The organism is Mesorhizobium sp. M2D.F.Ca.ET.226.01.1.1, from assembly GCF_004022705.2.
In the GTDB taxonomy this organism is placed as follows: domain Bacteria; phylum Pseudomonadota; class Alphaproteobacteria; order Rhizobiales; family Rhizobiaceae; genus Mesorhizobium.
In genome coordinates, this window is the sequence record NZ_RZOY02000003.1 from 150,191 (window position 1) to 164,280 (window position 14,090).

General features: G+C 64.2%; 13 protein-coding genes. 8 read left to right on the forward strand and 5 right to left on the reverse strand.

What is annotated here, in order from left to right; translation table 11 throughout:
* Positions 1–26 precede the first annotated feature (26 nt).
* The gene (locus EN869_RS08140; protein ID WP_127225850.1) at positions 27–1,127 is read right to left on the reverse strand and encodes a hypothetical protein; all 1,101 of its coding nucleotides are present in this window, start codon (positions 1,125–1,127) and stop codon (positions 27–29) included.
* A gap of 98 nt (positions 1,128–1,225) precedes the next feature.
* Here EN869_RS08140 and EN869_RS08145 point away from each other — a divergent pair, with 98 nt between their 5' ends.
* The 5 genes from EN869_RS08145 to EN869_RS08165 all read left to right on the forward strand — a co-directional run bounded on the left by EN869_RS08145 (position 1,226) and on the right by EN869_RS08165 (position 4,855).
* On the forward strand, positions 1,226–1,660 hold the full coding sequence (locus EN869_RS08145; protein ID WP_127225849.1) for a DsrE family protein: 435 nt from the start codon (positions 1,226–1,228) through the stop codon (positions 1,658–1,660).
* 82 nt (positions 1,661–1,742) lie between these two features.
* A complete protein-coding gene (locus tag EN869_RS08150) occupies positions 1,743–2,516 on the forward strand; it encodes an SDR family oxidoreductase (protein WP_127225848.1) in 774 nt (257 codons plus the stop codon).
* Between the two features lie 51 nt (positions 2,517–2,567).
* The gene (locus tag EN869_RS08155) at positions 2,568–2,879 is read left to right on the forward strand and encodes a putative quinol monooxygenase (RefSeq protein WP_127225847.1); all 312 of its coding nucleotides are present in this window, start codon (positions 2,568–2,570) and stop codon (positions 2,877–2,879) included.
* A gap of 70 nt (positions 2,880–2,949) precedes the next feature.
* Positions 2,950–4,053, forward strand: coding sequence for an AbrB family transcriptional regulator (locus tag EN869_RS08160; protein WP_127225846.1), 1,104 nt, complete (start codon positions 2,950–2,952; stop codon positions 4,051–4,053).
* Between the two features lie 37 nt (positions 4,054–4,090).
* Positions 4,091–4,855 carry an SDR family NAD(P)-dependent oxidoreductase gene (locus tag EN869_RS08165; protein WP_127225845.1) on the forward strand — a complete coding sequence of 255 codons (765 nt, stop codon included), beginning with the start codon at positions 4,091–4,093 and terminating at the stop codon, positions 4,853–4,855.
* A gap of 23 nt (positions 4,856–4,878) precedes the next feature.
* Here the strand turns inward: EN869_RS08165 and EN869_RS08170 are convergent, their stop codons facing one another.
* The gene (locus EN869_RS08170; RefSeq protein ID WP_127225844.1) at positions 4,879–5,766 is read right to left on the reverse strand and encodes a LysR family transcriptional regulator; all 888 of its coding nucleotides are present in this window, start codon (positions 5,764–5,766) and stop codon (positions 4,879–4,881) included.
* A 145-nt stretch (positions 5,767–5,911) separates the two neighbouring features.
* Here EN869_RS08170 and EN869_RS08175 point away from each other — a divergent pair, with 145 nt between their 5' ends.
* Entirely contained in the window at positions 5,912–7,441 is a 1,530-nt protein-coding gene (locus EN869_RS08175; protein ID WP_127225843.1) for an MFS transporter, read from the forward strand.
* 66 nt (positions 7,442–7,507) lie between these two features.
* On the opposite strand, the gene EN869_RS08180 is transcribed toward EN869_RS08175, so the two are convergent.
* From EN869_RS08180 to EN869_RS08190, 3 genes are read right to left on the reverse strand one after another with little or no spacing between them, the layout of a single operon-like run.
* A complete protein-coding gene (locus EN869_RS08180) occupies positions 7,508–7,822 on the reverse strand; it encodes a nuclear transport factor 2 family protein (RefSeq protein WP_127225842.1) in 315 nt (104 codons plus the stop codon).
* On the reverse strand, positions 7,822–8,598 hold the full coding sequence (locus EN869_RS08185; RefSeq protein WP_127225841.1) for an alpha/beta hydrolase-fold protein: 777 nt from the start codon (positions 8,596–8,598) through the stop codon (positions 7,822–7,824). Before EN869_RS08185 ends, EN869_RS08180 begins: the two co-directional genes overlap by 1 nt.
* 4 nt (positions 8,599–8,602) lie before the next feature.
* The gene (locus EN869_RS08190; protein ID WP_127225840.1) at positions 8,603–9,769 is read right to left on the reverse strand and encodes an ATP-grasp domain-containing protein; all 1,167 of its coding nucleotides are present in this window, start codon (positions 9,767–9,769) and stop codon (positions 8,603–8,605) included.
* A gap of 431 nt (positions 9,770–10,200) precedes the next feature.
* On the opposite strand from EN869_RS08190, the gene leuA reads away from it, so the two are divergent.
* Together leuA and EN869_RS08205 are read left to right on the forward strand one after the other, a co-directional pair.
* Positions 10,201–11,940, forward strand: a complete 1,740-nt coding sequence (gene leuA, locus EN869_RS08200) for a 2-isopropylmalate synthase (RefSeq protein WP_127225838.1) — start codon at positions 10,201–10,203, stop codon at positions 11,938–11,940.
* A 195-nt stretch (positions 11,941–12,135) separates the two neighbouring features.
* The gene (locus EN869_RS08205) at positions 12,136–13,917 is read left to right on the forward strand and encodes a tetratricopeptide repeat protein (RefSeq protein WP_127225837.1); all 1,782 of its coding nucleotides are present in this window, start codon (positions 12,136–12,138) and stop codon (positions 13,915–13,917) included.
* Positions 13,918–14,090 lie beyond the last annotated feature (173 nt).

Consider the following 14,090-nt stretch of genomic DNA (forward strand, 5'->3'; position numbering starts at 1 on the left):
AGGTCTGTCGAGATTTAGGTCGGACCTTACGGAGCACATGCCCACTGCGGCATCGGCTGCAGCCGATAGACCTTGTCGTCCGACTTGGTCTTGCCATGCGCCGCCTTCGAGCACAGATCGACGACCGCGACCGCATTGTTGGGGTTGGCCACCATCATCGTGCCATTGGCGCCGCGCTTCAGGAAAATCTCCTTCTGCGAGATGTCGCAGGAAAAGTCGCTCATCTTCGAGCTGGCCGAGCAGCGCCACTGGTCAGCCTCGCCCTGACAGGAATAGGTCTGCGTGACCTTGGCGCCCTTTTGCCCGGTCGTCACCGAAACGGCGATGTCCGCCCCGTCGGGCCAGTTCGCGGTATCCCCCCCTGCCGCGAAGGAAGCGAGCTCGACCGGTCCGCGGAAGACGCGGATCGATCGCGTCAGCTGGTTGGGATGCGACTTCAGATGCGCATCGTCATAGTCACGCCCGAAACAGAAGGGCTGGTCGGGCTTCAGCCGCACGCGCAGCGGGTCGCCCAGGGCCGGGTCGATCGGGTCGATGCGCGCGAACTCAGCCTTGCAGCTCTCTGCCGGCATCGGATCGAGCTTGAAATTATCGTCCTCGCTGCCCAGCGCCTGCCTGTTGTACTCCGCTTTGTTCATCTGTTCGGCGGCATCGGGGTCGAGATAGATGTCGGGAGAGAGACCGGACAGAAGCAGCTTGCCTTTGTCGTCGACCTTCAGCGAGGCAAGCGTCCGGTCGCAATCCATGCCGCAGCGAATGCCGCTCGACGGATCGCTCGGGTCGTTCTTGTTGCACCAACTGCCCGCCCATTCCGGCTTCTTGGCATCGCGCACCGTGGTGGTGAGAAAGCCGGTATAGGACGTATTCTGGTTGGCCGCGGGTTCCTCATTCGGCCGGCTGACCGGATCGTGGCCATAGAAGAAGAAAATACGCGCCACCTTCTGGTGTGGGTGTGCCTTGAGATGAGCGGCGTCATAGATACGGCCAAAGCAGGCATCGGCGCCGTTGGGGCTCAGTTCCTTAAGGCTGAGAGTGTTGTCGGCGCGCGTCTCACCGGCGAAAGCGGCAAGGGCAGCGCAAAGCAGCGCGCCAGCCATGGTCCTCGCTACCATGGTCCTCGATGTCATGTGATCCTCCTCCCGCCGACCGGACTGGGGTATGCTAGTCCAGGAGCGCCGCCCGGACCATGCAAAATCATGCGAGGCGGCAAGGCAAGGAGGACACTATGCTGCGCCGTGACATTTTTCGCGCCGGTCTTGCCGGCGCCGCAAGCCTGTTCGGCCTGAGCCGGGCAAACGCGGCGGCGACTGAGGAGAAGCTGAAAGTGGCCTATCACCTCAGCGACGCGGATAAGGTCAACTTCGTGCTCGGCAACATCAAGAACCACTATGAAGGCACCGGTGGCAGTGTCGATATTGTGCTCGTGGTGCACGGTCCGGCTCTCGCCGCCTTCAAATCCAAGGGCGTTTCCGGCGCTGTCTCCAGCCGCTTTGCCGGCCTTGTCCAGCAGGGGCTCGTCCCGCAGGCCTGTGGCAACACCCTGCACGGCATGGAGATTACGCTGACCGACCTGCTGCCGGGCTTCCAGCTCGCCGAGAAGGGCGGCGTCGTGAAACTCGCCGAACTGCAGCGGCAGGGCTATGTCTATCTAAGGCCCTGAACGCGCCCGCACTTGAACGCCAACACTTGAACGGAAGGCCGGCAGTGGACTACGAAAGACGGTAACCCGGAGGCCAGCCGACATGACGACACTTGCCATCCCCGATCTTGCCGGCAAGACAGTGCTGGTCACCGGCGCCTCGACCGGCATCGGTGCAGCACTTGCCCGTGCCTACGCGGCGCAGAAATGCCGCGTCGCGCTGCACTACAATGCCAGCCGCGCACCCGCCGAAACCGTGGCCGAATCCATCCGCGACAATGGTGGCGAGGTGTTTCTAGTCCAGGGCGATTTTTCCGTCGCCGCCGATGTGGAACGCGTCGTCGAGGACAGTGCCCAGCACTTCGGCCGGCTCGACGGCCTGGTCAACAATGCCGGCGGCATGCTCGGCCGCGTCGCCTATGCCGATCAGGACGAAGCGCATTACGACGCGGTCATGAACCTCAACGCCCGCTCGGTGCTGACCGCCTCGCGCAAGGCGATACCGTGGCTGAAGCGCCAGGGCGGCTTCATCATCAACACCACATCGATCGCCGCCCGTAATGGCGCCGGCGGCGGCGCCGGCCTCTATGGCTCGTCCAAGGCCTTCGTCTCCAACGTGACGCGCGGCATGGCGAAGGAACTGATCGGCTTCGGTATCCGCGTCAACGCGGTCGCGCCGGGCACGATCCTGACGCCCTTCCACGAACGCTATTCGAGCGCCGAGCAGATCAAGGCCATGGTCGCGACCATTCCGCAGGGGCGCGCCGGAACGGCCGAGGATTGCGTCGGCGCCTATCTTTTCCTGTCGTCCGATCAGTTGAGCGGTTACATCATCGGCCAGGTGATCGAGGTGAACGGCGGCCAGTTGATGCCGTGAGCCGGCGGTTGCATACTTGGTGCAGCGTGCAACCCGGAGGGAGATCAAGGCATGTACGGACTGATCGGCAAGATGCGGGCGGCGCGCGGCCAGCGCGATGCGGTCATGGACGTGCTGCGCGAAAGCACTGCCGCGCTCCCCGGCTGCCTGAGCTACATCATCGCCACCGATCCGGCCGACGCCGACGCCATCTGGGTCACCGAAGTGTGGACCGACCAGGCAAGCCACAAGGCCTCGCTGCAACTGCCGGAAGTCCAGGCCGCGATAGCAAAGGCGCGTCCCTTCATGGCTGGTTTCGAATTCCAGATCGAGACCCATCCCGTCGGCGGCTTCGGCCTGCCCACGCCGGAAAAGATTGGCTGATCTCTTCCCGGGGCGCGGATTTTACGCGGAGCGGGTTCGCATTTTCCCGCTCCCGGTCTAAGACCAAAAGATGGATTCCTCGCTGGAGCAACCATCCCAGGACCAAGCGTCCGTTGAGCGCATGGCCCGTCTGCGCCAGCCGCGGCAATGGCTGGTGCTGCTTGTGTTTTCCCTGCTCTTCGCTGGCGCGCTGGAGCTCGCCGCCCTGCCTGCGGCGCTGCTGATCGGCCCGATGCTTGCCGCGATTCTGGCCGGCACCAACGGCGCCACGGTACGTGTGCCGCGCCCGCTGTTCGGCTCGGCCCAGGCGATCGTCGGTTGTCTCGTCGCCAGCTCGATCTCGGCCGACATCTTCCCGGTTTTCTATGCCGAATGGCCGCTTTTCCTCGCCGTGGTGGTGGCGACCGTCGCCGCCTCCAGCCTGCTCGGCTGGCTGATCAGCCGCTGGCGCATCCTGCCCGGCACCACGGCCGTCTGGGGCTCCTCGCCGGGGGCCGCCACCGCCATGGTGCTGATGGCCGGCGCCTTCGGCGCCGATCAGCGTCTCGTCGCCTTCATGCAATATCTGCGCGTCATCTTCGTTTCGATGACGGCAGCGCTGGTCGCCAAGATGTGGGTCGACACGTCCGGCGTCGTGGTGCCGCCGATCATCTGGTTTCCGCCGATCGATCCTTTTGCCTTTGCCGCCACGATTTGCATCGCGGTCGTCGGCGGTCTGACCGGAAAGCTGGTCAGGCTGCCCTCGCCTTTCTTCCTCGGCAGCTTCATTTTCGGCGCGGTGATCCATCTCGGCCTCGGCGTGCCGATGCAACTGCCGCCCTGGCTGCTGGCGATCAGCTACGCCATGGTCGGCTGGTCGATCGGCCTGAACTTCACCCGGCCGATCCTGCGCCACGCGGCGCGCGCCCTGCCGCAGATCATCGGCTCGATCGTCGCGCTGATCGCCTTTTGCGGCGGTATGGCCTTCGTCATCAGCCGCCTGCTCGGCATCGACCCGCTGACCGCCTATCTGGCGACCAGCCCCGGCGGCATGGACAGTGTCGCCATCATCGCCGCCGCGGCGCGCAACGTCGACATCTCCTTCGTCATGGCTTTGCAGTCGGCGCGCTTCCTGGTCGTGCTGCTCATTGGGCCAAGCGTAGCCAGGCTGGTGGCGCGAAACGTCAGGGCCTGATCCGCGCTATTGCAAGGCGGGAGCGAGGAAAATGCCCATGAGCCGCCGTCCGAATGCCGTCGATCTGTCCGGCCGCGTCGCCGTGGTGACGGGCGGCGCGCAAGGCATCGGCCTTGCGGTTGCCAGGCGCCTGCTGTCGTCCGGCGCCGTCGTCGCCATCTGGGACATCGATCAGGCCGCGATGACCAAGGCTGTCGCCGCGCTCGCTTCGCTCGGTCGTATTGAAGCCATCCTCTGCGACCAGTCGCAAATCGAGGCCGTCGATCGCGCGGCTTCCGAGACCGAGCGGACGCTCGGCCCCGTCGATCTCCTCGTCAACAATGCAGGCATTGCCGGGCCGGCGGCAACCGTTGTGGACTACGACCCCGCTGCCTGGCGGCAGATCATCGATATCGACCTCAACGGCGTCTTCTACTGCTGCAAGCGCCTGGTGCCAGGCATGGTCGCGCGCAATTACGGCCGCATCGTCAACATCTCCTCGGTGGCCGGCAAGGAAGGCAACCCGAATGCCGCCGCCTATTCCGCCGCCAAGGCCGGCGTGCTGGCGCTGACCAAATCGCTCGGCAAGGAAGTCGCCGGGTACGACATCGCCGTCAATGCGCTGACGCCCTCGCCCGCCCGCACCCGCATTCTCGAACAGCTCAACGAGGCGCAGGTCGCCTATATGCTCGGCAAGGTGCCGCGCGGCCGTTTCGTCGAGGTCGAAGAGGCGGCCGCGATGATTGCCTTCATGCTGTCGGACGAGAACTCCTTCACCACCGGCGCGACGTTCGATCTCTCCGGCGGGCGCACGACCTATTGATCGCAGGCAGCTCGCTGCGGAATCTATCGCCCGCCTGCAAGCCGCTCTGGGAGGAAATCGACGAAGACGCGGACCTTCGGCGAGAGGTGGCGATTGGACGGCCACAGCATGCGGAACTGGCCGCGGCCGTCGATATGGTCGTCCAGCACGGTGCGCAGCCGTCCGTCGTGCAGGGCCTCCCGCACCAGGAAATCGGGCATGCAGGCGATGCCGAGCCCGGCAAGCGTCGCGCCCTTCAATGCCTCCATGTTGTTGCAGGTCAGCATAGAACGGATCTGCGGCATGGCGCTCCCGGTGATGAACGGCCAGTTGAGCAGCCTGCCGCTGTTGAGAAAACGGAAATGAATGCCGAAATGCGCCGAAAGATTCGCCGGCGTGCCGGGCGTGCCATGGCGGTCGAGGTAGGAGGCGGCCGCGCACAGGATCATGCGAAAAGGCGCGACCGGCCGCGACACCAACCGTGAATCGGGTAGCTCGCCGCTGCGGATCGCGACGTCGATACCTTCATCGATGACGTCGACGATGCGATCGTTGAAATCGATATCGAGCTCGATTTCCGGGTATTGCGCCATGAATTCCGACAGCACCGGCAACAGCAGATGATAGGTGACGATCGGCGTCGAGATGCGCAGCCGCCCGTGCGGCGTCTCGCGTGTCCGCGACAGCATCGCTTCGGCATCGTCGATGTCGTCAAGGATGCGGCGCACCCGCTCGTTGAACAGCTTGCCCTCTTCGGTCAGGCCGATACGCCGCGTGCTGCGCTGCAGGAGCCGCACGCCGAGCTCCTGCTCGAGCCGGGCGACGCTCTTGCCGACGGCTGAAGCCGAAATGCCGAGCGCCCGCCCCGCGCTGACGAAACTGCCGAACTCGGCGGTGCGGGCGAAAGCCAGAAGGCCGTTGAGACGATCCATCGCTTGAATCCATTCGAGCGTTTCGTTCCGGTATGTTCGGAGATTTAATACCATTTTGCCGGAAATGTCGCGGCCCTATCTTGTCGTTGCGATCGGCGCCGCCAGTGCGCGGCAAGCCGGCAAACCAGCTCAGATAGGAAAATCCATGACTTTGATGACCAGAACCGGCCCGGCCGGCAAATGGCTCGTGCTGCTGGCGGTCTGCCTTGCCGCCATGACGATGCCGTTGAGCTTCACCGGTCCCGCCGTGGCGCTCTCGCGCATAGCCGCCGATCTCGGCGGCAGCCCGATTGAGCTCAATTGGGTGACGAATGCCTTCATGCTGACCTTCGGCGCCAGCCTGATGGCGGCCGGAGCGCTGGCCGACAATCATGGCCGCAAGCGGATCTTCCTCATTGGCCTTGCCACCTATGTCCTTGCCGCGCTGGGCGCCACACTTGCATCCGGCATCGTCTGGTTCGACATCTTCAGGGCCCTGCAAGGTATCGGCGGTGCCGCAGCCTTCGCCGGCGGCGCCTCCGCCCTTGCCCAGGAATTCGAAGGGCAATCGCGGCTGCGCGCCTTCAGCTTTCTCGGCACCAGCTTCGGCATCGGGCTTGCCTTCGGGCCCATTGCCTCGGGCCTTCTCATCGACGCGTTCGGCTGGCGAGCGATCTTTCTGCTGGTGGCGCTGCTCGCGGTTGCCGCGGCGGTCCTGCGCGCCGTCTCCGAATCGCGCGACCCGGATGCAACCGGGCTCGACTGGGCCGGGGCCGGCACCTTCACCCTCGCGCTTGCCGCGTTGACCTGTGGCGTGCTGCTGGCGCCGCAGAACGGCTGGGCCGACCCTCTCGTCATCGCGCTGCTTGGCATGGCTGCCATCTGCTTTGGCGCGTTCGTCATTGTCGAGCGGCGGGTGCGCCGGCCGATGCTGGACCTGACGCTGTTTCGCTTCCCGCGTTTCGTCGGCGTCCAGTTCCTGGCTGCTGCGCCCGCCTATGCCTTTGTCGTCCTGCTCGTGCTCCTGCCGATCCGCTTCATCGGCATCGAAGGGATGAGCGAGATCAAGGCGGGGCAATTGATGATCTGCCTCTCCGGACCGCTGCTGATACTGCCGCTGCTTGCCGGGCAGCTGGCGCGCTGGATCGCGCCGGCCACGATCTGCGGCGTTGGCCTGCTTGTCGCGGCCGCCGGCCTTGTCTGGCTGAGCCGTGTTCCCGCCGTGGACAGCGCGCTGGTGTCGCCGCTTGTCCTGATCGGCGTCGGCATCGCTTTGCCCTGGGGGCTGATGGACGGACTGGCCGTCAGCGTCGTGCCGAAGGAGCGTGCCGGCATGGCGGTCGGCATCTTCAACACCACCCGTGTCGCTTGCGAGGGTGTGGCGCTGGCAATCGTCATGGCGGTCCTGTCGGGTTTCGCCGCTCTGCAGCTCGGCGATCAAGGGTTGGCTCCGCCCGCCGAGGCGTCGTCGGCAGCGCAATTGCTGGTGACCGGCAATGTCGGCGGAACGGCGCAGCATCTGCCCTTGGCCGACGCCAGTGCCCTCATCCAAGCCTACGAGACGGCCTTCGACCGGCTGCTCGTTGTGCTGGCGACCATCACGTTGCTGACCGCCATCGTCGTCTTCCTCGGCCTGCGTCGCGGATCGTCGCCTGAACGAGACGCCGCACCTCTTCCGGCAGGTCAGGAAGGCTAGCCTTTAGCCAAGGCCGGGCGCGCTCTTCCGGCCTTCTCCGGCGAGCGCCCCGCGGCCTGTCCGTTTTCAGCTGATGACCAGGCTTGCGATCTGCTCGCCGTCCAGCGTGAAGGCCATGTCGCCTTCGCCGTTGAAGGCATTGCCTGTCACAGCGACGCGGGCGTGGTAGACGCCGTCGCGCTGTGCGATGCGGACGATCCGAAGATTGGATTGCGCGCCGATATTGTCCGACTGGTTCCACCGCGCGACCCCGTCGCGGCGGTGGAAATCGCGGCCCCAGTCGCTGAGAAATGCATCGTCCGTGAATGTGTCGAGAAAGGCCGCGGTATCGCCTGCATTGGTGGCCGCGACAAAGCGGCGGATCGGATCGGGCGTGGTCATCAATCCGGCCTGTGCATCAGGTCGTCATCCAGCCACCGGCCGAAGAAATAGACCAGTTGCTTGTGCCACCACGGCCAGTCATGGCTGACATCGCCGCCCCAATAGTCGACCCAGGCGGGAATGGACTTGTCGCGCAGCACCTGTTCCAGCTCGCGCGTCTCGACAAGCATGCGCTCTTCCCAGGCGCCCTGACCGCAGCAGAAGATCAGCCTGAGCGCCCTGAGCCGCCCGAGCAGCTTCTGGTCGACGATGCCCGGCAAATAGTCGAGCGGCGAGTTGAAATAGATGTTGCCTTCCAGCGCACGGCCAAAGAAGTCGCGGGCCGAATAGACGCCGGAAAGCGAGATCACGCCGCTCGCCAGTTCCGGGAAGCGGAACACGAAATTCGACGAATGGTAGCCGCCCATCGAGCAGCCGCTGAACAGCGGCTTGAGATTGCGCCCGCCATTGGACTTCGCGGCGACCGCCTGCAATTCCGGCAGCGCCTCCTCGCGCACATAGCGGAAATAGGCCTCGTGGCGGGCGATGCGATGCGCCGCATCGGCATGCTTGTTGAAGAAGGATTCCGAATCGATGCCGTCGAGCGTGAACAACTGGATGCGACCGGTGTCGATGAACTCGGCGAGTGCTGCGACCCCACCCGAATCCTCGAACTGGTAGAAGCGCCCCTGCGAGGTCGGGAACACCACCACCGGGCGCCCGGCATGGCCGTAGCGCTTGTATTCCATGTCGCGACCGAGATTGCGGGCATGGCCCTTGTGATAGGAGACGTCCATCGGCTCAGGCCTTTTCCGCGTGAATATAGTCGACCGCCTGGCGCAGCGCCTTCTGATCCTTCGAACGCATCTGGTAGGCGTAATTGCCCATGGCGCGGCTGAAGACCTCTTCGATGGCCTGGTGATGGACGATCTTGTCGCCGTGCGCGGCTAGCACGTCCGCATGGCTGTGCAAATAGTCGATATGGCGTTTGCGGCTGGCATAGGCGGTGAAATATTTGCCCTTGTAAGGGCCGCCGGCGGCGTCCTTGACCACCATGTCGGCCCACGCGGCATAGACGTCGATGTCGAATGTGTAATTGATGGCGTCGGTCATCCAGGCGCCGGGCGGGCGCATGTTGACCTCGAGCGCGATGATGCGATTGTCCTTGGTTTCGAACAACTCGATGTGGAAGAAGCGCTCGCGCACGTCGAACGCTTTGAGGATCTTCCGGCCCGCCTCTTCCACCGCCGGCGTGATCTCGGGGAAGCAGGTGTAGCTCATATGGCGGTCCTTGTTGACCGCATCCATGATACTCTGGTCGTAGCGGTGGCTGGCCGCCAGCACGACCTCGCCCTCGCGGTTGACCAGGCCGTCGAAGGTCACCACCAGCCCCTCGATGAACTGCTCCATGACGAAGGTCACGCCTTCGGGCTTGTCCCTGAAGAACTGGTCGAGCTCCCTGGCGTTGGAGATCTTGAAGGTGTTGGAGGCGCCCGACCCTGAATCCGGCTTGACCACCACCGGATAGCCGACGCGGCGGATGAAGGTCATGGCGCCGGCGCGGTCGGAGCATTTGCGCTGCGGAATGGTCTCGACGCCGCTCTTGCGGAAGAAGGCGCGCATGCGGCTCTTGCGCTTCAGATTCTTCACGAAGTCGAGCTTGGTGCCGTAGATGTTGAAGTCGGTGCGGATGTTGGCTTCGAGCTCCAGCCAGTGCTCGTTGAGCGACTCGAAGCGGTCGATCCGGCCCCATTTGTGGATGAAGTGGCCCATCGCCCTGAACACGGCGTCGTAATCTTCCATGTCGTCGATGCGATAATATTCCGAAAGCGCCAGCTTCAGCTTGCTGTTCAAACTCTCGTAAGGCGCATCGCCGATGCCAAGCACGGTGGCGCCCGCCTTCCTCAGCCGGTCGCAGAAATCGGCGCCATTGGCTGGAAAATGCGGTGAGAAGAACACGAAATTCATGGATGACCCCTCCCCGGCGTCTCTCATCTGTAGCCAAGCCTTCAAAACCAAGTCTGGCGCATTTGCGAGACGCGGGGAAGTCCATCCGCGTTAGGCTGGAATGAGGCGGATCGTGGTCAGCTATCCGCGGCGCTTGCCTCGGCCGGGCCGCTCCTGTAAGAGAACCGCCATGACCACGCGCGTTCGCTCCGTCGCTTCCGCTCGCACCGGCTTTGCCGGCGAGACCGCGCGCGCGCTCGCTTCGACCCTGCTTCTTCTCGGCCTTATCGGCGATCGCCGGGTTCGCTGAAGGAGCGCCCGGCGGTCGATACCCGCCGCCTCAGGCGCATGCTCCTTGGCAAAGTCATATCAAGCGAACGAAATTCTGGTAGAGGCGACGCTCGCCACCCATCCGCCCAAGGCGGGGATGCGAGCCGCCGGGAGAAATGACGATGAACGCACGAGAAGAAATCCGCGCCGGCGAGGCTGAAGCCGGCAAGCGCGCGGCCGGCCACATGCCGGATGCAGCCCGCAAATACCAGTCCTACCCGACCGTCGGCCTGACCGACCGCACCTGGCCGAATAAGGTGATCGACAAGGCGCCGATCTGGTGCTCGGTCGACCTGCGCGACGGCAACCAGGCGCTGATCGACCCGATGGGCCACGAGCGCAAGGCGCGCATGTTCGCGCTGTTGCTCGACATGGGCTTCAAGGAGATCGAGATCGGCTTCCCCTCGGCTTCTCAGACCGACTTCGATTTCGCGCGCTGGTGCATCGAGGAAGGCGGCGTGCCGCGTGATGTATCGCTCCAGGTGCTGGTGCAATGCCGCCCCGAGCTGATCACGCGGACCTTCGAGGCGCTGAAGGGCGCGCACCGCCCGATCGTGCATTTCTACAACTCGACCAGCGAGCTGCAGCGCCGCGTCGTCTTCGAAAAGGACGTCGCCGGCATCAAGCGCATCGCCACCGACGCCGCCAAGATGATCACCGACATGGCGGCTAAGGCCGGCGGCGGCTACCGCTTCGAATACTCGCCGGAAAGCTTCACCGGCACCGAGCTCGACGTCGCGCTGGAGATCTGCAACGCCGTCACCGAGATCGTGAAACCGACGGCCGACAACAAGCTGATCGTCAATCTGCCTTCGACGGTCGAGATGTCGACCCCCAACATCTATGCCGACCGCATCGAATGGATGTGCCGCAACCTCGAAAACCGTGAGAACCTGATCATTTCGCTGCACCCGCACAACGACCGCGGCACCGGCATCGCCACCACCGAGCTGGGCCTGATGGCCGGCGCCGATCGCGTCGAGGGCACGCTGTTCGGCAATGGCGAGCGCACCGGCAATGTCGACATCGTCACGCTGGCGCTCAACATGTACACCCAAGGCGTCGATCCGGAACTCGATTGCTCCGACATCAACCGCATGAAGGATGTCTATGAGTATTCGAACCAGCTGAAGATCCCGGAGCGCCACCCTTATGTCGGCGAGTTGGTCTACACGGCGTTCTCCGGCTCGCACCAGGATGCCATCAACAAGGGCATGAAGGCGCTGAAGAAGGCCAACACGCCGATCTGGGAGGTGCCTTATCTGCCGATCGACCCGGCCGATGTCGGCCGCACCTACGAGGCGATCATCCGCATCAATTCGCAGTCGGGCAAGGGCGGCATCGCCTATGTGCTGCAGGCCGATTACGGCCTCAATCTGCCTCGCAACCTGCAGATCGAGTTCAGCCAGGCGATCCAGGCGATCACCGACGCGGAAGGCAAGGAAGTGCCGGCCAAGCGCATTCACGATCGCTTCCTCGAAACCTATGTCGACCAGCCCGGCGCGCGGCTGAAGTTCCTCGACCACCGCACCTATCCCGACACCGAGGTGAAGGGCCGGCGCATGGTCGAGGCGGATATCCTAGACAATGGCAAGGAAGTGACGATCACCGGCTCGGGCACCGGCCCTATCGACGGCTTTGTCGATGCGCTCTCGCGCCATGTCGGCGTCGACATGTCGGTGCTCGACTATTCCGAGCATTCCTTGCAGCGCGGCTCCAACGCCTCGGCGATCTCCTATGTCGAGATGGAGTATCCGGGCGGCAAGCTGTTCGGCGCCGGCATCAACACCAACATCGTTGCCGCCTCGCTGGAGGCCGTCGTCTCGGCCGCCAACCGCATCCTCGGCCGCAAGGCCGGCTAAGCGCTCGGCCTCTCGAACACGGCGTGTCCGCAAGGCGCGCCCTGTTGCAAACAGACACAATTTCCCCGTCGTTCGTTAACCGGCGGGGGAATTTCCGGTGGCTTACGCGATCGCATAACAGAAGCATCCTTGTGCGCCGACGCGGGCGCTATATATGATCGCGTCCTAACCTGTGCCGTTCGGAAGGATCGACACTTGGAGCCTGCCCCGCCTGCCGCCCCCGCAGTGCGCGAGACATTGGAGCGACTGCTCGCAAGCGAAACGTTCGGACGATCCGAGCGTGCACGCAGGCTTTTACGTTATCTTGTCGAACGCGAGCAGGCTGGCGAGGCCGACAGGCTGAAAGGCGTTTCCATCGCCATGGACGTCTTCGGCAAGGACGGCGACTTCGATGCCTCCACCGACGCCGTGGTCAGGGTGCAGGCCGGTCGCCTGCGCGAGCTTCTCGATCAGTATTTTGCCAATGAAGGCATAGCCGAGCCGGTGCGCATTGCAATTCCGCGCGGCGGTTATGTCCCGTCCTACGAGTTGAATGCGATCCGGCTGCCTAGCGACGCCAAGCCCGCGTCCGGCACCGTTGCGCAGCGGCCCGACGCGATGGCGGAAGCCGCCCCGGCCGCAACCGAACATCCAGACCACCACGCGCCGGGCGAACCCGTGCCGTCCATGGCGCCGGCCCAGTCGCTGACGCGGCAGTTGCGGTTCTTCTGGGCCGCCATGGTTCTGGTCATTGTCATGCTTGGCGTGCTCATCGTGCGCCAAAGCAATGCCTTCATCGACGGCAGCGATACGGCCTCGACGGCCGAGACGGCGAGCGCCGGCGGCACCCCGACCCAGCCCGCATTCGACTCCCTGCCGCTGATCTACATCGTCGTGAAGGCCGAAGGCCCCGAAGCGGCTCGTGTCGCATCGTCGCTGCGTGCCGGCCTCGCCGGTTTCGACACCATCGACTTCATCGGGCGCGATGCGGATTCGAGGCGCGGCCATTCTGCCGATCCGATCAGTTTCGTCTTCGATGTCGTTCCCGGGCCTGCCGCCGGTGACGTCACGGTGGAACTGCAGAGCGTCGCGACCGGGCGGGTTCTCCTGTCGCGCAACCTGACATCGGCCGAAAGCGCGCCGGGTGTGGTCGAAAGCAACATCGCCAGCGTGCTCACCTCGACCGTCCCCGCCTCCGGCGCGATCTACAGCTACATTGACCAGAGCGACATCCGGACCAGCCAGATCGGGTGCCTGGTGCTCGACGACCACTATTACCTCGACATGAACGCCCAGACGCACGAGGCTGCGTACCGCTGCCTGGAGAAGCTGGCCGCCGAAGGCACCAAATCGTCGCTCGTCTATGCGGAGCTGGCCGCGCTTCATGGGGAGGCCGTCACCGTCCACTACCCCTATCCGCCGGAAGCGACGCTGGAAAAGGCGATGGCGCTTGCGCATCGCGCCGTCCAGATGGGGCCGATGAGCCCGCACGCGCATCGCGCCCTCGGCTACCTCAACTCGCGTCTCGGCAATGCGGACGAAGCGATCCGCTTGACGCGCAAGGCCTACGAACTCAACCCCTACGATCTCGGCATGGCCGCCGCCTATGGTTACGGCCTGATCTTCGCCGGCAAGTATGACGAGGGAACGCCGATCCTGAACCACGCGGTCGAAACCTTCAGTGGTCACCCGACCTGGTGGGATTATGGCCTGTTCGTCGGAGCTTTCATGCGGGGCGACTTGAAAAAGGCCGCGATCGCCAGCGAATCTTTGCGCACGACGGCATCCAAGTCGCACTATCTGGCCGCGCGTCTGATCGGCGCAAGGATCTCGGGCCGCGACAAGCTGGCGACAGAGCTTGCCAACGAACTGACTGCCGAATTCCCGAAATTCGCCGCCGATCCGCGCGCGACATTCGTCGACCGCAAATATCCTGCCGATCTCACTGAACGACTGGTACAATCTTTGCGCGAAGCTGGAATAGGCAATCCGAGCTGACGTGAGCTGCCGCAAGCATAGCTGTTTGCCTTTCGACTATTGCACCGGCAATTCCGGCAGCTCTGCCAACCACTTGCGGTCGCCATCGTCTTAACCGCGTACAAACAAGCGGTTAAGACGGTTGGATGGGTTTCGCTCGATGCTGGGCTTTGTCGCCGCCCTCTTCCGGGCAA

Bases quoted from the DNA above. Each gene is read 5' to 3' on its own strand.
- EN869_RS08140 (WP_127225850.1), bottom strand. From the start codon at position 1,127: ATGACATCGAGGACCATGGTAGCGAGGACCATGGCTGGCGCGCTGCTT.
- EN869_RS08145 (WP_127225849.1), top strand. From the start codon at position 1,226: ATGCTGCGCCGTGACATTTTTCGCGCCGGTCTTGCCGGCGCCGCAAGC.
- EN869_RS08150 (WP_127225848.1), top strand. From the start codon at position 1,743: ATGACGACACTTGCCATCCCCGATCTTGCCGGCAAGACAGTGCTGGTC.
- EN869_RS08155 (WP_127225847.1), top strand. From the start codon at position 2,568: ATGTACGGACTGATCGGCAAGATGCGGGCGGCGCGCGGCCAGCGCGAT.
- EN869_RS08160 (WP_127225846.1), top strand. From the start codon at position 2,950: ATGGATTCCTCGCTGGAGCAACCATCCCAGGACCAAGCGTCCGTTGAG.
- EN869_RS08165 (WP_127225845.1), top strand. From the start codon at position 4,091: ATGAGCCGCCGTCCGAATGCCGTCGATCTGTCCGGCCGCGTCGCCGTG.
- EN869_RS08170 (WP_127225844.1), bottom strand. From the start codon at position 5,766: ATGGATCGTCTCAACGGCCTTCTGGCTTTCGCCCGCACCGCCGAGTTC.
- EN869_RS08175 (WP_127225843.1), top strand. From the start codon at position 5,912: ATGACTTTGATGACCAGAACCGGCCCGGCCGGCAAATGGCTCGTGCTG.
- EN869_RS08180 (WP_127225842.1), bottom strand. From the start codon at position 7,822: ATGACCACGCCCGATCCGATCCGCCGCTTTGTCGCGGCCACCAATGCA.
- EN869_RS08185 (WP_127225841.1), bottom strand. From the start codon at position 8,598: ATGGACGTCTCCTATCACAAGGGCCATGCCCGCAATCTCGGTCGCGAC.
- EN869_RS08190 (WP_127225840.1), bottom strand. From the start codon at position 9,769: ATGAATTTCGTGTTCTTCTCACCGCATTTTCCAGCCAATGGCGCCGAT.
- leuA (WP_127225838.1), top strand. From the start codon at position 10,201: ATGAACGCACGAGAAGAAATCCGCGCCGGCGAGGCTGAAGCCGGCAAG.